We start from the raw sequence: 15592 nt of genomic DNA, 5'->3' as shown, positions 1-15592 counted from the left end.
CGTCCGGATCAGGCCGGGCTGAGGTCTGGCCCGATCCGGACGAGAGGCCGTCAGTCGCGGGCCGCGGTCAGACGTTCCGCGTGTTCCTGGAGGGAACGGACGCCCACGTCGCCGTGGTTGAGGGCGTCGATGCCCTGGACCGCCGCGGCGAGCGCCTGGACCGTGGTCAGGCACGGTACGGACCGGGCGACGGCCGCGGTACGGATCTCGTAGCCGTCGAGCCGGCCGCCGGTTCCGTACGGCGTGTTGACGATGAGGTCGACCTCGCCGTCGTGGATCAGCTGGACGATGGTCTTCTCACCGTTCGGGCCCTCGCCCTCGGACTGCTTGCGCACGACCGTGGCGTTGATGCCGTTGCGCTTGAGCACCTCGGCGGTGCCGGAGGTGGCCATCAGCTCGAAGCCGTGGGCGACCAGCTCGCGGGCCGGGAAGATCATCGAGCGCTTGTCCCGGTTGGCGACCGAGATGAAGGCGCGGCCGGTGGTGGGCAGCGGGCCGTACGCGCCGGCCTGCGACTTGGCGTACGCCGTGCCGAAGACCGAGTCGATGCCCATGACCTCGCCGGTGGAGCGCATCTCCGGGCCGAGGACCGTGTCGACGCCGCGGCCGTGGATGTCGCGGAAGCGCGACCACGGCATGACGGCCTCCTTGACGGAGATCGGCGCGTCCAGCGGCAGCGTGCCGCCGTCGCCGTGCTTGGGCAGCAGGCCCTCCTCGCGCAGCTCCGCGACGGTCGCGCCCAGCGAGATCCGGGCGGCGGCCTTGGCGAGCGGGACCGCGGTGGCCTTCGAGGTGAAGGGCACGGTGCGCGAGGCGCGCGGGTTGGCCTCCAGGACGTAGAGGATGTCCCCGGAGAGCGCGAACTGGATGTTGATCAGTCCGCGTACGCCGACGCCCTTGGCGATGCCCTCGGTCGAGGCGCGCAGGCGCTTGATGTCGTAGCCGCCGAGGGTGATCGGGGGCAGTGCGCAGGCGGAGTCCCCGGAGTGGATACCGGCCTCCTCGATGTGCTCCATGACGCCGCCGAGGTAGAGCTCGGTGCCGTCGTAGAGCGCGTCGACGTCGATCTCGATGGCGTCGTCGAGGAAGCGGTCGACCAGGACCGGCCGGGTGGGGCTGATCTCGGTGGACTCGGAGATGTACGAGGCGAGCCGGGTCTCGTCGTACACGATCTCCATGCCGCGGCCGCCGAGCACGTACGACGGGCGTACGAGGACGGGGTAGCCGATCTCGTCGGCGATGGCCTTGGCCCCGGCGAAGGTGGTGGCGGTGCCGTGCTTGGGGGCGGGCAGACCGGCCTCGGCCAGGACCCGGCCGAAGGCGCCGCGGTCCTCGGCGGCGTGGATCGCCTCCGGCGGGGTGCCGACGACGGGCACGCCGTTGTCCTTGAGCGCCTGGGCCAGGCCGAGCGGGGTCTGGCCGCCGAGCTGCACGATGACACCCGCGATCGGGCCCGCGAGGGACTCCGCGTGCACGATCTCCAGCACGTCCTCGAGCGTCAGCGGCTCGAAGTACAGGCGGTCGGAGGTGTCGTAGTCCGTGGAGACGGTCTCCGGGTTGCAGTTGACCATCACGGTCTCGTAGCCCGCGTCGCTCAGCGCGAAGGAGGCGTGGACGCAGGAGTAGTCGAACTCGATGCCCTGGCCGATGCGGTTGGGGCCGGAGCCGAGGATGATCACCGCGGGCTTGGTGCGGGGCGCGACCTCGCTCTCCTCGTCGTAGGAGGAGTAGAAGTACGGCGTCTTCGCGGCGAACTCGGCGGCGCAGGTGTCGACCGTCTTGTAGACCGGGCGGATACCGAGCGCGTGCCGCACCTCGCGGACGACATCCTCGCGCAGGCCGCGGATCTCGGCGATCTGAACGTCCGAGAAGCCGTGCCGCTTGGCGTCGGCCAGCAGCTCGGGGACGAGCTTGTCGGCGGCGGACAGCTCGTCGGCGATCTCCTTGATCAGGAAGAGCTGGTCGACGAACCAGGGGTCGATCTTCGTGGCGTCGAAGACCTCCTCCTGGGTGGCGCCGGCCCGGATCGCCTGCATGACGGTGTTGATCCGGCCGTCGGTCGGGCGGACCGCCTCGGCCAGCAGCTCCGCCTTGTCACCGGGCTCGCCGGTGAAGGCGAACTGCGAGCCCTTGCGCTCCAGGGAGCGCAGCGCCTTCTGCAGCGCCTCGGTGAAGTTCCGGCCGATCGCCATGGCCTCGCCCACCGACTTCATGGTGGTGGTGAGGGTGGAGTCGGCGGAGGGGAACTTCTCGAAGGCGAAACGCGGGGCCTTGACCACGACGTAGTCGAGGGTCGGCTCGAAGGAGGCCGGGGTCTTCTCGGTGATGTCGTTGGGGATCTCGTCGAGCGTGTAGCCGACGGCCAGCTTGGCGGCGATCTTGGCGATCGGGAAGCCGGTGGCCTTGGACGCCAGCGCCGACGAGCGGGAGACGCGCGGGTTCATCTCGATCACGATGACCCGGCCGTCGACCGGGTCGATGGCGAACTGGATGTTGCAGCCGCCGGTGTCGACGCCGACCTCGCGGATGATCGCGATGCCGATGTCGCGCAGCCGCTGGTACTCGCGGTCGGTGAGCGTCATCGCCGGGGCGACGGTGATCGAGTCGCCCGTGTGGACGCCCATCGGGTCGAAGTTCTCGATGGAGCAGACGACCACGACGTTGTCGTTCCGGTCGCGCATCAGCTCCAGCTCGTACTCCTTCCAGCCGAGGATGGACTCCTCCAGGAGCACCTCGGTGGTCGGGGAGAGCGTGAGGCCCTGTCCGGCGATGCGGCGCAGCTCCTCCTCGTCGTGGGCGAAGCCGGAACCGGCGCCGCCCATCGTGAAGGAGGGCCGGACGACGACCGGGTAGCCCCCGAGCGTGTCGACGCCCTTGATGATGTCGTCCATGGAATGGCAGATGACGGAGCGGGCGGACTCGCCGTAGCCGATCTTCGCCTTGACGGCCTCGACGACACCCTTGAAGAGTTCGCGGTCCTCGCCCTTGTTGATGGCCTCGACATTGGCGCCGATGAGCTCGACGCCGTACTTGTCCAGGACACCGTTCTCGTGCATGGAGATCGCGGTGTTCAGCGCGGTCTGGCCGCCCAGGGTGGGAAGCAGCGCGTCGGGGCGCTCCTTGGCGATGATCTTCTCGACGAACTCGGGGGTGATCGGCTCGACGTAGGTGGCGTCGGCGATCTCCGGGTCGGTCATGATCGTCGCCGGGTTGGAGTTCACCAGGATGACGCGCAGGCCCTCGGCCTTGAGTACGCGGCAGGCCTGGGTGCCGGAGTAGTCGAACTCGGCGGCCTGGCCGATGACGATCGGACCGGAGCCGATGACCAGGACGGACTGGATATCGGAGCGCTTAGGCACGCTGGCCCTCCATCAGGGATACGAAGCGGTCGAAGAGGTACGCGGCGTCGTGCGGGCCGGCGGCCGCTTCGGGGTGGTACTGGACACTGAAGGCCGGCCGGTCGAGGAGCTGGAGGCCCTCGACGACCTGGTCGTTCAGGCAGACGTGCGAGACCTCGGCCCGCCCGTAGGCGGTGTCGGAGACCTTGTCGAGCGGGGCGTCGACGGCGAATCCGTGGTTGTGCGCGGTGACCTCGACCTTGCCGGTCGAACGGTCCTGCACGGGCTGGTTGATGCCGCGGTGGCCGTACTTCAGCTTGTACGTGCCGAAGCCGAGCGCGCGGCCCAGGATCTGGTTGCCGAAGCAGATGCCGAAGAGCGGGGTCTTGCGCTCCAGGACGCCCTGCATGACGGAGACCGGGTGGTCGGCGGTGGAGGGGTCGCCGGGGCCGTTGGAGAAGAACACGCCGTCGGGCTTCACCGCGTACACCTGCTCCAGTGTGGCGGTGGCGGGCAGGACGTGCACCTCGATGCCGCGCTCGGCCATCCGCTGCGGGGTCATGCCCTTGATGCCGAGGTCCACCGCGGCGACGGTGAACTTCTTGGTGCCGATCGCGGGGACGACGTAGGCCTCCTTGGTGGCGACCTCGGCGGAGAGGTCGGCGCCGCTCATCTCGGGGGCCTGGCGCACCCGGGCGAGCAGCGTGCCCTCGTCGGCGAGTGCGTTGCCGGAGAAGATGCCGACGCGCATCGCACCGCGCTCGCGCAGGTGGCGGGTGAGGGCGCGGGTGTCGATGCCGCTGATCCCCACTACGCCCTGGGTCGTGAGCTCCTCGTCGAGCGAGCGCTGCGAGCGCCAGTTGGAGGGCACCCGGGCGGGGTCGCGCACGACGTAGCCGGCGACCCAGATCCGCTTCGACTCGGGGTCCTCGTCGTTCACACCGGTGTTGCCGACGTGCGGGGCGGTCATCACGACGACCTGGCGGTGGTACGACGGGTCGGTCAGCGTCTCCTGGTAGCCGGTCATGCCGGTGGAGAACACCGCCTCTCCGAGGGTCTCCCCCACAGCCCCGTACGCGCGGCCGCGGAAGGCGCGGCCGTCCTCCAGTACGAGTACGGCGGGAGACACCCTCTCCCTCTTCGAGGCGTGCCCCGGATTGGAGATCGTCATCGTGCGGTGCCTTCCGTAGAGCTGGTGAGGTGGTTGACGGCCTCGACCCAGGCAGGGTGTTCGGCCGAGTGGTCGGAGCGGAATCCGGAGTCGATCAGCTGGTCGCCGAGCGCCCAGGTGATGATCAGCAGACCGCCCTCGGGGAGGACCTTGCCCGCGAGTGCCTTGTCCGTCCGGGCCGCTCGCAGGTCGGCGGCGGGGACGAAGAAGTCCGCCGCGCCGGGCCGTACGACGTCGAGGCCCTGCTCGGTGAGGGTGAGCTCGACACGGCTGCGGGTGCCGAGGCCGTGGGCGACGATCCGGTCGAGCCACTGCCCGGCCGTCGTCGAGGCGTGGTAGCGCCCGGTCAGGGTGAGCAGCTTCCCGCCGTCCGCGAACCCGTCCGGGCGGACCGCGAGGTCGGACAGTCCGGACTGGAGGCTGCCGCGCCACTTCCATCCCTGGCGCATCAGCCAGTAGACGAAGGCGACGAAGACGGCCAGTCCGATCACCCAGCTGATCCGGGCGGACCAGTCGGTGACCTCCGCCGACTTCTGCTCGGCGGCCAGTCGGTACAGCTGATAGTTCGGGCTGAGTGTTGTCACGCGAGCTTCCCGTCGACGACCGTGGCACGGCCCCGCAGGAAGGTGTGGGTCACTCGGCCCGGCAGCTCGCGCCCCTCGTACGGGGTGTTGCGGCTGCGGGAGGCGAAGCCCGCGGGGTCCACCGCTCCACGGTATGCCGGATCGACCAGGGTGAGGTTGGCGGGCTCGCCCTCGGCGACGGGCCGCCCGTGGCCGTCCAGCCGGCCGATGGCGGCCGGGCGCAGCGACATCCGGTCGGCGACGCCGGCCCAGTCGAGGAGTCCGGTCTCGACCATCGTCTGCTGGACCACGGAGAGCGCGGTCTCCAGGCCCACCATCCCCATGGCGGCCGCGGCCCACTCGCAGTCCTTGTCCTCGTGCGGGTGCGGGGCGTGGTCGGTGGCGACGCAGTCGATGGTGCCGTCGGCGAGGGCCTCGCGCAGGGCCAGGACGTCGGCCTCGGTGCGCAGCGGCGGGTTCACCTTGTAGACCGGGTTGTAGGACCGTACGAGCTCGTCGGTGAGGAGCAGGTGGTGCGGGGTGACCTCGGCGGTGACGTTCCAGCCCTTGGACTTGGCCCAGCGGACGATCTCGACGGAACCGGCGGTCGACAGGTGGCAGATGTGCACCCGGGAGCCGACGTGTGCGGCGAGCAGCACGTCGCGGGCGATGATCGACTCCTCGGCGACCGCGGGCCAGCCGCCGAGGCCGAGCTCCGCCGAGACGATGCCCTCGTTCATCTGGGCCCCCTCGGTGAGGCGGGGCTCCTGGGCGTGCTGGGCGACGACTCCGTCGAACGCCTTCACGTACTCCAGGGCGCGGCGCATGATCACCGCGTCGTCCACGCACTTGCCGTCGTCGGAGAAGACCTTCACTCCGGCGGCCGAATCGTGCATGGCGCCGAGTTCGGCGAGCTGCTTGCCCTCCAGGCCGACGGTGACGGCGCCGATGGGCTGCACGTCGCAGTAGCCGGACTCCCTGCCGAGCCGCCAGACCTGCTCGACGACACCTGCGGTGTCGGCGACCGGGAAGGTGTTGGCCATGGCGTGCACGGCGGTGAAGCCGCCGACCGCAGCGGCCCTGGTGCCGGTCAGGACGGTCTCGGAGTCCTCCCGGCCGGGCTCGCGCAGGTGGGTGTGGAGGTCGACCAGACCGGGCAGCAGGACCTGGCCCGCCGCCTCGACGACGGTGGCGCCGGCGGCGTCGAGGCCGGTGCCGACCGCCGCGATGGTCTCGCCGTCGATCAGGACGTCCTGCGGCTCGCCGCCGAGGACCTTCGCGCCGCGGATAAGGATCTTGCTCATGGTTACTTGTTCTCCTCGGTACGGGCGGCGGGCGACGGGTGGGAAGGGGCGGCGGGTCCGGAGCCGCCCAGCAGCAGGTAGAGCACGGCCATCCGGATGGAGACCCCGTTGGCGACCTGCTCGACGACCGTGCAGCGGTCGGAGTCGGCGACCTCGGCGGTGATCTCCATGCCGCGGACCATCGGGCCGGGGTGCATGACGATGGCGTCCTCGGGCATCTTCGCCATCCGCTCGCCGTCCAGGCCGTAGCGGCGGGAGTACTCCCGCTCGGTCGGGAAGTACGCGGCGTTCATCCGCTCACGCTGCACCCGGAGCATCATCACCGCGTCCGACGCCGGCAGCACCTTGTCGAGGCTGTAGCTGACGTCGCACGGCCACTGTTCGACGCCGACCGGGACCAGGGTCGGCGGAGCGACCAGGGTGACGTGGGCGCCGAGGGTGGTCAGCAGATGGACGTTGGAGCGGGCGACCCGGCTGTGCAGGATGTCGCCGACGATCGTGATCCGGCGGCCGTCGAGGTCCTTGCCGAGTCCGGCGTCGGCCCCGACCAGCCTGCGGCGCATGGTGAACGCGTCCAGGAGGGCCTGGGTGGGGTGCTCGTGGGTGCCGTCACCGGCGTTGACGACCGCACCGTCGATCCAGCCCGAGGTGGCCAGCCGGTAGGGAGCGCCGGAGGCGCCGTGCCGGATGACGACGGCGTCCGCGCCCATCGCCTCCAGGGTCAGGGCGGTGTCCTTGAGCGACTCCCCCTTGGAGACGGACGAGCCCTTGGCGGAGAAGTTGATGACATCGGCGGACAGCCGCTTGGCGGCTGCCTCGAAGGAAATGCGGGTCCGTGTCGAGTCCTCGAAGAAGAGATTGACGACGGTCCGGCCGCGCAGGGTGGGGAGCTTCTTGATCGGCCGGTCCGCGACCCTGGCCATTTCCTCGGCGGTGTCGAGGATCAGGACGGCGTCGTCGCGGGTGAGGTCGGCGGCCGAGATGAGGTGGCGCTTCATCTGGGTGTTCTCCGGGTGGCTGGAGGGTTCAGGCGTGCGGGCGTGCGGAAGCCGCCGTACGGCAGGTGAGCCGTACGGGATGTGCAGCTACTGCTCGCCCGCCGGGGCGGTGCGCCCGACACCGAGCAGCACGGCGTCGCGGCCGTCCTCCTCGTCGAGCTGGACCTTGACCGTCTCCCGCAGCGACGTGGGGAGGTTCTTGCCGACGTAGTCGGCGCGGATCGGGAGTTCGCGGTGTCCGCGGTCGACGAGGACCGCGAGCTGCACCGCGCGGGGCCGGCCGATGTCGCCGAGCGCGTCGAGCGCGGCGCGGATCGTACGGCCGGAGAAGAGGACGTCGTCGACGAGGACGACCAGGCGGCCCTCGATGCCCTCGCCGGGGATCTCGGTGCGGGCCAGGGCCCGTGCCGGGTGCATCCGCAGGTCGTCGCGGTACATCGTGATGTCGAGGGAGCCCACCGGCATCTTCCGGCCGGTGATCTCTTCGAGCTTGTCGGCGAGCCGGCGGGCGAGGAACACGCCCCGGGTCGGGATGCCGAGAAGCACCACATCGTCGGCGCCCTTGGCGCGTTCGACGATCTCGTGGGCGATACGGGTCAGTACTCGGGCGATGTCGGGAGCCTCGAGAACGGGGCGTGCCGCATTGCCGGTGGCGTCGTGCTGTGCGTCCATAAGAAACGGACCTCCTTCTCCGCCTCACTGGACGGATCTTAAAGGACGTCGAAATTGCGTCATCCACGTTACCAGGGCTTGTGCAGGGCCCTGGTCGCACCCCCGGGAGGTACCGGTCCGAATCTTTCAGCTTGACGCACCCAAGTAACGCTGCGTAACCTCACAGTGAGTTACCAGCCACGCGGCGGAGCCGCGAAATGTTCCAGCGTCCCGGGAGCCTTATGTCCAGCGAATACGCAAAGCAGCTCGGGGCCAAGCTCCGTGCCATCCGCACCCAGCAGGGCCTCTCCCTCCATGGCGTCGAGGAGAAGTCCCAAGGCCGCTGGAAGGCCGTCGTGGTGGGATCGTACGAGCGCGGCGACCGTGCCGTGACCGTACAGCGCCTGGCCGAGCTGGCCGACTTCTACGGGGTCCCCGTGCAGGAGCTCCTGCCCGGCACGACGCCCGGCGGAGCTGCCGAGCCGCCGCCGAAGCTCGTCCTGGACCTGGAGCGCCTCGCCCACGTCCCGCCGGAGAAGGCCGGACCGCTGCAGCGCTACGCGGCGACGATCCAGAGCCAGCGCGGTGACTACAACGGCAAGGTGCTGTCGATCCGCCAGGACGACCTGCGCACGCTCGCGGTCATCTACGACCAGTCGCCGTCCGTGCTCACGGAACAGCTGATCAGCTGGGGCGTGCTGGACGCGGACGCGCGCCGCGCGGTCGCCCACGACGAGGGCTGAGCACCCCAGCAGAAACGTGCCGCCGGAGCGGCGGGGCCCTTTCCCGGATGCCCCGCCGCTCCGGCGTTCCTGTTTTCCGGACCCGGTCACGGCGGGTGGGCCGGAGTATGACGAAGGGCCCCCGGTCTCTCGACCGCGGGCCCTTCGTCGGCTGAGCACCGCCGGCAGCTACTGCTCCCGGCGAAGGTTCGGCTTGAGGTCCTTGAAACGGGCCAGCAGGCCGTTCACGAAGGACGGGGAGTCGTCGGTGGAGAACTCCTTGGCGATCTGGACCGCCTCGTCGATCACCACCGCGTCCGGGGTCGCGTCCACCCAGATCAGCTCGTACGCACCGAGCCGCAGGATGTTCCGGTCGACGACCGGCATCCGGTCGATCTCCCAGTCCACCGCATAGGTGACGATGAGGTCGTCGATCCGGTCCGCGTACTGCGCGTACCCCTCGACAAGCTCCATCGTGTACTCGGTGACCGGCGGCTGACGGGTGTCGGACCGCGAGTGCCGCACCCAGTCCGCGAGGACCGTCTGCACGGACTCACCGCGCTGGTCGGCCTCGAAGAGGATCTGGAAGGCGCGCTTGCGGGCCGTATTCCGGGCAGCCACGGTTAGCTGTTCACCCGGCCGAGGTAATCGCCCGAGCGGGTGTCGACCTTGATCTTCTCGCCGGTCGTGATGAAGAGCGGGACACCGATCTCGTAACCGGTCTCCAGCGTGGCGGGCTTGGTGCCACCGGTGGAACGGTCGCCCTGGACGCCCGGGTCCGTGTGCTGGATGACGAGCTCGACGGCGGCCGGCAGCTCGACGTAGAGCACCTCGCCCTCGTGCTGCGCCACGGAGGCGGTGAAGCCCTCGATCAGGAAGTTGGCGGCGTCGCCGACGGACTTGCGGTCGACCATCAGCTGGTCGTAGGTGTCCATGTCCATGAAGACGAAGTACTCGCCGTCCATGTACGAGAACTGCATGTCGCGTCGGTCAATGGTGGCCGTTTCGACCTTCACACCGGCGTTGAACGTCTTGTCGACGACCTTGCCGGAGAGCACGTTCTTGAGCTTGGTGCGCACGAAGGCGGGGCCCTTGCCGGGCTTGACGTGCTGGAACTCGACGACGGACCAGAGCTGGCCTCCGTCGAGCTTGAGCACCAGGCCGTTCTTGAGGTCGTTCGTGGAAGCCACGGTTGCGGAATCTCCTGGACTGAAGCTGGTGGAACGACCGAGGATCCGCGCTAGAGCGCGAGCAGCTCCTTGGTCGTAATGGTGAGTAGCTCGGGTCCGCCGTCCGCCTCGGGGCGCACGACGAGCGTGTCATCGATCCGGACCCCGCCCCGGCCCGGGAGGTGAACCCCCGGTTCGACGGTGACCGGCACGCAAGCGTCCAGTTTACCCATGGCCGCAGGTGCCAGCTGCGGGTCCTCGACGATTTCGAGCCCCACCCCGTGCCCGGTCCGGGGCGGGAGCCCCTCACCGTGCCCCGCGGAATCCAGCAGGTGGCGGGCCGCACGGTCCACGTCGCGGTAGGCGGCGCCGGGCACAAGTGCCTCCCGTCCAGCCCTCTGAGCGGCGAAAACCAGGTCGTAGAGCTCGATCTGCCAGTCGGCCGGAGCCGTTCCGATGACGAAGGTACGGCCGATCTCGCACCGGTAGCCGCGGTAGTTCGCACCGAGGCAGACGGAGAGGAAATCTCCTTCCTCCACCCTTCGGTCAGAGGGCCTGTGACGGCCCCGGCCGGAGTTGGGACCGGTGGCGACGGAGGTGGCGAAGGCGGGGCCGTCGGCGCCGTGGTCCACCAGCCGGCGCTCCAGTTCCAGCGCGAGGTGCCGTTCGGTGCGGCCGACCAGGATCGATTCGAGGAGTTCGCCGAGCGCCTGGTCGGTGATCTCGGCGGCGATCCGCAGGCAGCCGATCTCCTCCTCGTCCTTGACGATGCGCAGCTGCTCGACGGTGACCCCGAGGTCGGCCAGCCGGAGCTTGGGGGCGACCGCGCCCATGGCCCGGTGCCGGGCCACCGTCAGATCGTGCTCCTCGACGGCCAGGGACTCGGCGCCGCAGGAGGTGGCCAGATCCGCCGCGGCGACCACCGGATCGCCGCCGGTGACCGACAGCAGGTCCACCCGGAGCTGTTCGTCGGTACGTCCGTCGGCCGGATCGCCGGTCGGTGGGCGCGGGCAGAGCAGAACGTCCTCGTCGGGACCGAGCAGCAGCACGGCGCCCGGGGGCGCTCCCCCTGCCAGGTAGCGGACATTGGCGGGGCGGGAGACCAGGGCGGCCGCGGATCCGACGGCGGCGCACCGGTCGCGGAGCAGCCCGCGGCGGACGGCGTACACCTCTGACATACATCGAGCGTACGAGCGCGGGCGCGGGCCCGCCCGGTCAGCGCACCCGACCGGGGGCGGTACGGCGGGCGGTGGGCGCTACCAGGCCGGGGGGCTGGCTACGGAACGGGCGAGTATGTCGTCCAGGACGCGGGCGGTGGTCTCCACGTCGTACGTCGAGTTGTCGATGATCGGCAGCCCGGAGCCGTACCAGCCGGCCATCCGGCCGTGGATCCGGGCAACCTCCTCGTCCGAGAGGCGGCGGTTGCCGCGGCGGGCGGCGTTGCGTTCCAGGACGATCTCCAGGCCCGGCAGCAGGACGACGGGCAGCAGCCCCGGGCCGACATGGCGCTTCCAGCCGCCGAGGCCGACCACGGGGCGGTCCGGGAAGACCGCGTCGTCGAGGATGCAGGAGATGCCGTTGGCCAGGAAGTTACGGGCGGCGAAGCCGCAGGTGCGGCGGGCCAGACGGTACTGGGCCTCCGACTGGTCGTTCCACCCCGCCTGCGGGTCGGCGAAACCGGAGCAGACCCACTCGCGGACGTCGTCGAGGCTGACGTGGGCGGTGGGGACCCGGCGCCGGCTGGCCCAGAGCTTGGCCACGGTGGTCTTTCCGGCGCCTGCCGGGCCGATCAGGAGCACGGCGAGGGTCGCGGTGCCGGTCCCGGGCTCGGCGGGCGGCGCGGGCAGCGGTACGGGCCCTCCGGGCGGCAGCTGGATGTGCCCGGTGGTCTCCCTGGAGACCGGCGCCGGCGCCTGGTGCGGTGCGGGCCCGCTCCAGCCCTGGCTCTGCCTCTGCTGGGCGGGCGGGGCCGGGGGCGGCGGGGCGGGGTGTCCGGCCGGGGGCGGCGGGAGGGGACGGCTCGCCGGGGGCGGGCCAGGGGGGCCGGCCGGGGGTGGAACCGGCGGACCGGGGTGGCCGGGGTGCTGGGCCTGGTGCGACCAGCCGACGGGCCCGTTTCCGGGTCCCTGGGGCGGCGGCAGCGGTGCCCCCACTGCGTGCTGCATCCGGTGGCACTCCGTCTCGTACAGGCAACTGGCGCTGGTGGAACGGCAACCGTACCGTCCTCGGCCGCCACACAGGGAACGGCCGGGGACGGTACGGAGTGCCCCGTCGGCCACGTCGGCCGTCCGGTCCGTCAGTCCGTCAGTCCGTCAGCTCGTCCGCGAGAGCGCGCAGGGCGAGCCGGTAGGAACCGATGCCGAACCCGGCCACCGTCCCGGTGGCGACCGGTGCGACCACGGAGTTGTGGCGGAATTCCTCGCGCGCGTACGGGTTCGAGATGTGCACCTCGATGAGCGGGGCGGTGCGCTGGGCCGCCGCGTCCCGCATTCCGTACGAATAGTGCGTGAAGGCGCCCGGGTTGAGAACGACCGGAATTGAACCGTCCGCGGCCTCGTGGAGCCAGCGGATCAGCTCCCCCTCGTCGTTGGTCTCCCGGACGTCGACGTCGAAGCCGAGCTCCTTGCCGAGGGTGCGGCAGCTGTCGACGAGCCCGGCGTACGAGGTGGCTCCGTAGACATCGGGCTCGCGGGAGCCCAGCCGGCCGAGGTTCGGACCGTTGAGCACCAGCACCCTGCGGGTCACGCGGACACCTCCCCGTAGGCGGCGAGCAGAACGGCCGGGTCGGGTCCCTCCAGGACGGTGGGCTTGCCGAGGGCGTCCAGGACGATGAAGCGCAGCAGGTCGCCGCGGGACTTCTTGTCGACCTTCATGTTCTCCAGCAGCTTGGGCCACTGGTCGCCGCGGTAGGTGAGCGGCAGTCCGACGGACTCCAGGACGGTGCGGTGCCGGTCGGCGGTCGCGTCGTCCAGGCGTCCGGCCAGCCGGCCCAGTTCGGCGGCGAAGACCATGCCGACCGAGACGGCCGCACCGTGCCGCCACTTGTAGCGCTCGTTCTTCTCGATGGCGTGGGCCAGCGTGTGGCCGTAGTTGAGGATCTCGCGCAGCCCGGACTCCTTGAGATCGCTGGAGACGACCTCGGCCTTGACCCGGATGGCGCGCTCGATCAGCTCGGAGGTGTGCGGTCCGGCGGGCGTACGGGCGGCCTGCGGGTCCGCCTCGACGAGGTCGAGGATCACCGGGTCGGAGATGAAGCCGGCCTTGATGATCTCGGCCATGCCGCTGACGTAGTCGTTGACCGGCAGCGAGTCGAGGGCCGCGAGGTCGCAGAGCACTCCGGCCGGCGGGTGGAAGGCGCCGACGAGGTTCTTGCCCTCGGCGGTGTTGATGCCGGTCTTCCCGCCGACGGCCGCGTCCACCATGGCGAGCACGGTGGTGGGTACGGCGATCCAGCGCACGCCGCGCAGCCAGGTCGCCGCGACGAACCCGGCGACGTCCGTGGTCGCGCCGCCGCCCACGCCGACGATGACGTCGGTGCGGGTGAAGCCGGTCTGGCCGAGCGCCTTCCAGCAGTACGCCGCGACCTCGACGGTCTTGGCCTCCTCGGCGTTCGGCAGCTGGATGGCGATGGCCTCGTAGCCCTGGGCGGCGAGGTCCTGGCGGACCGCCTCGCCGGTCTCGGCGAGCGCCTCGGGGTGCAGGATCGCGACGCGCTTGACGCGGTCACCGATGATCGTGGGCAGCTCGCCGAGGAGCTGCCGGCCGATCACCACCTCGTACGGGTCGGTGCCCGCGCTGCCGGCGACCTGGATGCGTGTGGGGCCCTGGTCCGTCATCGTTGCGTTCTCCCGGCCGGACGACGGCGCGTCCGGCAGTTCCAGTGCGTCGAGGACCGCCTGGGCGACCTCTTCCGGTGTGCGCTCGTCGGTGGCGACGACCACGCGGGCCACGTCCGTGTAGAGGTGGCGGCGGGCCTCCATGAGTTCGCGCCACTGCCGGCGCGGATTCACGGCGAGCAGCGGACGCGCGGTGTTCAGCCCGACCCGCTTGACCGCCTCGTCGACGTCCATCGAGAGATAGACGACGGCATGGCCTGCCAGCAGGGCGCGCGTCGTCTCGTCGAGGACGGCGCCGCCGCCGAGCGAGAGCACGCCCGTGTGCTCGGCGACCGCGGCCCGGACGGCCCCGCTCTCCAGCTCGCGGAACCGGTCCTCGCCCTCGTCGTAGAAGATCTCCGCGATCGGCTTTCCGGCCGTGGCGACGACATCCGCGTCGGTGTCGCGGTAGGAGGTGCCGAGCCGTGCGGCGAGCAGCTCACCGACGGTGGACTTGCCGACACCCATCGGGCCGACCAGGACGATCAGCGGGGCGCTCATCGGATCTGCAGGTGGTCGAGGTACGACTGCACATTGCGGTGGGTCTCGGGGACGCTGTCGCCGCCGAACTTCTCCGCGACCGCGTCGGCGAGCACCAGCGCGACCATCGCCTCGGCGACGATACCGGCGGCCGGAACGGCACAGACATCGGAGCGCTGGTGGTGGGCCTTGGCGGGTTCACCGGTCACCACGTCGACGGTGGCCAGGGCGCGCGGCACGGTCGCGATCGGCTTCATCGCGGCGCGGACGCGCAGCAGCTCGCCGGTGGTGAGCCCGCCCTCGGTGCCGCCGGCGCGGCCGGATGCCCGCTTGATGCCGTCCTCGGTCACCAGGATCTCGTCGTGCGCCTGCGAACCCGGCACCCGGGCCAGGTCGAAGCCGTCGCCGACCTCGACGCCCTTGATGGCCTGGATACCCATGAGCGCGGCGGCGAGCCGGGCGTCGAGCCGGCGGTCCCAGTGCACGTGCGAACCGAGGCCGACCGGCACTCCGTACGCCAGCACCTCGACCACACCGCCGAGGGTGTCGCCGTCCTTGTGGGCCTGGTCGATCTCGGCGACCATCCGCTTGCTCGCGGCGGCGTCGAGGCAGCGCACCGGGTCCGCGTCGAGCCTCTCGACGTCGGCGGGGACCGGGTAGAGGCCGTAGGGCGCCTTGGCCGCGGCCAGTTCGACGACGTGGCTGACGATCTCGATGCCGGCCGTCTCCTTGAGGTACGACCGGGCGACGGCCCCGAGTGCGACGCGCGCCGCGGTCTCGCGGGCGCTGGCGCGCTCCAGGATCGGCCGGGCCTCGTCGAAGCCGTACTTCTGCATGCCGGCGAGGTCGGCGTGACCGGGCCGGGGGCGGGTCAGCGGGGCGTTACGGGCCTGGGCGGCCAGTACGTCGGGGTCGACCGGGTCGGCCGACATGACCTGCTCCCACTTGGGCCACTCGGTGTTGCCCACCATCACGGCGACCGGCGAGCCCATGGTCAGGCCGTGCCGCACTCCGCCGAGGAAGGTGACCTCGTCCTTCTCGAACTTCATCCGAGCGCCGCGGCCGTATCCGAGCCGCCGCCGGGCGAGCGCGTCCGCCACCATCTCCGTGGTGACCGGGACACCGGCGGGAAGACCCTCCAGCGTCGCCACCAGTGCGGGGCCGTGCGACTCCCCCGCGGTCAGCCAGCGCAACCTGCTCAACGGTGCTCCTCATGCTCGCGCCTGAAATCCAACGGCGCGACCGGGTGCGCGGCCCTGGCCCGCCGCCCCCGATCCTCCCACGGACGGGGGCACCGTCCCGCCGCCGGTCCAGCAGACGG

At 70.9% G+C, this 15592-nt stretch carries 14 protein-coding genes; 1 reads left to right on the top strand and 13 read right to left on the bottom strand.

What is annotated here, in order from left to right; all coding sequences use genetic code 11:
- Window positions 1–50: 50 nt before the first annotated feature.
- From carB to pyrR, 6 genes are all read right to left on the bottom strand, one after another.
- Window positions 51–3359 (bottom strand): carbamoyl-phosphate synthase large subunit, encoded by a 3309-nt coding sequence (carB, locus tag OG322_RS32255; protein WP_123468352.1) that lies wholly within the window; start codon window positions 3357–3359, stop codon window positions 51–53.
- Complete coding sequence (gene carA / locus OG322_RS32250) at window positions 3352–4509, bottom strand: glutamine-hydrolyzing carbamoyl-phosphate synthase small subunit (protein WP_123468354.1); 1158 nt, start codon at window positions 4507–4509, stop codon at window positions 3352–3354. Before carA ends, carB begins: the two co-directional genes overlap by 8 nt.
- Window positions 4506–5093: a PH-like domain-containing protein gene (locus OG322_RS32245; protein WP_123468356.1), complete on the bottom strand. Its 588-nt coding sequence runs from the start codon at window positions 5091–5093 to the stop codon at window positions 4506–4508. The genes carA and OG322_RS32245 overlap by 4 nt, the downstream gene beginning before the upstream one ends.
- Window positions 5090–6376, bottom strand: a complete 1287-nt coding sequence (locus tag OG322_RS32240; RefSeq protein ID WP_123468358.1) for a dihydroorotase — start codon at window positions 6374–6376, stop codon at window positions 5090–5092. The genes OG322_RS32245 and OG322_RS32240 overlap by 4 nt, the downstream gene beginning before the upstream one ends.
- Before the next feature lie 2 nt (window positions 6377–6378).
- Window positions 6379–7374: an aspartate carbamoyltransferase catalytic subunit gene (locus OG322_RS32235; protein ID WP_123468360.1), complete on the bottom strand. Its 996-nt coding sequence runs from the start codon at window positions 7372–7374 to the stop codon at window positions 6379–6381.
- An 87-nt stretch (window positions 7375–7461) separates the two neighbouring features.
- On the bottom strand, window positions 7462–8046 hold the full coding sequence (gene pyrR, locus OG322_RS32230) for a bifunctional pyr operon transcriptional regulator/uracil phosphoribosyltransferase PyrR (protein ID WP_123468362.1): 585 nt from the start codon (window positions 8044–8046) through the stop codon (window positions 7462–7464).
- Window positions 8047–8267: 221 nt separating this feature from the next.
- Between pyrR and bldD the strand changes: the two genes are divergently transcribed.
- The gene (gene bldD / locus OG322_RS32225) at window positions 8268–8768 is read left to right on the top strand and encodes a transcriptional regulator BldD (RefSeq protein ID WP_014157378.1); all 501 of its coding nucleotides are present in this window, start codon (window positions 8268–8270) and stop codon (window positions 8766–8768) included.
- 168 nt (window positions 8769–8936) lie between these two features.
- Here bldD and nusB read toward each other — a convergent pair whose 3' ends face one another.
- The 7 genes from nusB to aroC all read right to left on the bottom strand — a co-directional run bounded on the left by nusB (window position 8937) and on the right by aroC (window position 15473).
- The gene (nusB, locus tag OG322_RS32220; protein ID WP_024490948.1) at window positions 8937–9368 is read right to left on the bottom strand and encodes a transcription antitermination factor NusB; all 432 of its coding nucleotides are present in this window, start codon (window positions 9366–9368) and stop codon (window positions 8937–8939) included.
- Between the two features lie 2 nt (window positions 9369–9370).
- Window positions 9371–9937 (bottom strand): elongation factor P, encoded by a 567-nt coding sequence (gene efp, locus OG322_RS32215; protein WP_024490947.1) that lies wholly within the window; start codon window positions 9935–9937, stop codon window positions 9371–9373.
- Between the two features lie 50 nt (window positions 9938–9987).
- A complete protein-coding gene (locus OG322_RS32210; RefSeq protein WP_123468364.1) occupies window positions 9988–11094 on the bottom strand; it encodes an aminopeptidase P family protein in 1107 nt (368 codons plus the stop codon).
- A gap of 78 nt (window positions 11095–11172) precedes the next feature.
- On the bottom strand, window positions 11173–12081 hold the full coding sequence (locus OG322_RS32205; RefSeq protein WP_329307323.1) for a Pro-rich N-terminal domain-containing protein: 909 nt from the start codon (window positions 12079–12081) through the stop codon (window positions 11173–11175).
- Window positions 12082–12220: 139 nt separating this feature from the next.
- On the bottom strand, window positions 12221–12661 hold the full coding sequence (gene aroQ / locus OG322_RS32200; protein ID WP_123468368.1) for a type II 3-dehydroquinate dehydratase: 441 nt from the start codon (window positions 12659–12661) through the stop codon (window positions 12221–12223).
- Window positions 12658–14292 carry a 3-dehydroquinate synthase gene (aroB, locus tag OG322_RS32195; protein WP_124286547.1) on the bottom strand — a complete coding sequence of 545 codons (1635 nt, stop codon included), beginning with the start codon at window positions 14290–14292 and terminating at the stop codon, window positions 12658–12660. The genes aroQ and aroB overlap by 4 nt, the downstream gene beginning before the upstream one ends.
- On the bottom strand, window positions 14289–15473 hold the full coding sequence (aroC, locus tag OG322_RS32190) for a chorismate synthase (RefSeq protein WP_123468372.1): 1185 nt from the start codon (window positions 15471–15473) through the stop codon (window positions 14289–14291). The genes aroB and aroC overlap by 4 nt, the downstream gene beginning before the upstream one ends.
- Between the last annotated feature and the right edge of the window lie 119 nt (window positions 15474–15592).

The sequence above is a fragment of the Streptomyces sp. NBC_01260 genome (assembly GCF_036226405.1).
GTDB classification, from domain to species: domain Bacteria; phylum Actinomycetota; class Actinomycetes; order Streptomycetales; family Streptomycetaceae; genus Streptomyces; species Streptomyces laculatispora.
The sequence above is the reverse complement of the archived record's forward strand: the minus strand, read 5'-3'. Positions and strand labels throughout refer to the sequence as shown.

Bases quoted from the DNA above. Each gene is read 5' to 3' on its own strand.
- OG322_RS32205 (WP_329307323.1), bottom strand. From the start codon at position 12,081: ATGCAGCACGCAGTGGGGGCACCGCTGCCGCCGCCCCAGGGACCCGGA.
- aroB (WP_124286547.1), bottom strand. From the start codon at position 14,292: ATGAGCGCCCCGCTGATCGTCCTGGTCGGCCCGATGGGTGTCGGCAAG.
- pyrR (WP_123468362.1), bottom strand. From the start codon at position 8,046: ATGGACGCACAGCACGACGCCACCGGCAATGCGGCACGCCCCGTTCTC.
- carA (WP_123468354.1), bottom strand. From the start codon at position 4,509: ATGACGATCTCCAATCCGGGGCACGCCTCGAAGAGGGAGAGGGTGTCT.
- bldD (WP_014157378.1), top strand. From the start codon at position 8,268: ATGTCCAGCGAATACGCAAAGCAGCTCGGGGCCAAGCTCCGTGCCATC.
- OG322_RS32210 (WP_123468364.1), bottom strand. From the start codon at position 11,094: ATGTCAGAGGTGTACGCCGTCCGCCGCGGGCTGCTCCGCGACCGGTGC.
- OG322_RS32235 (WP_123468360.1), bottom strand. From the start codon at position 7,374: ATGAAGCGCCACCTCATCTCGGCCGCCGACCTCACCCGCGACGACGCC.
- OG322_RS32240 (WP_123468358.1), bottom strand. From the start codon at position 6,376: ATGAGCAAGATCCTTATCCGCGGCGCGAAGGTCCTCGGCGGCGAGCCG.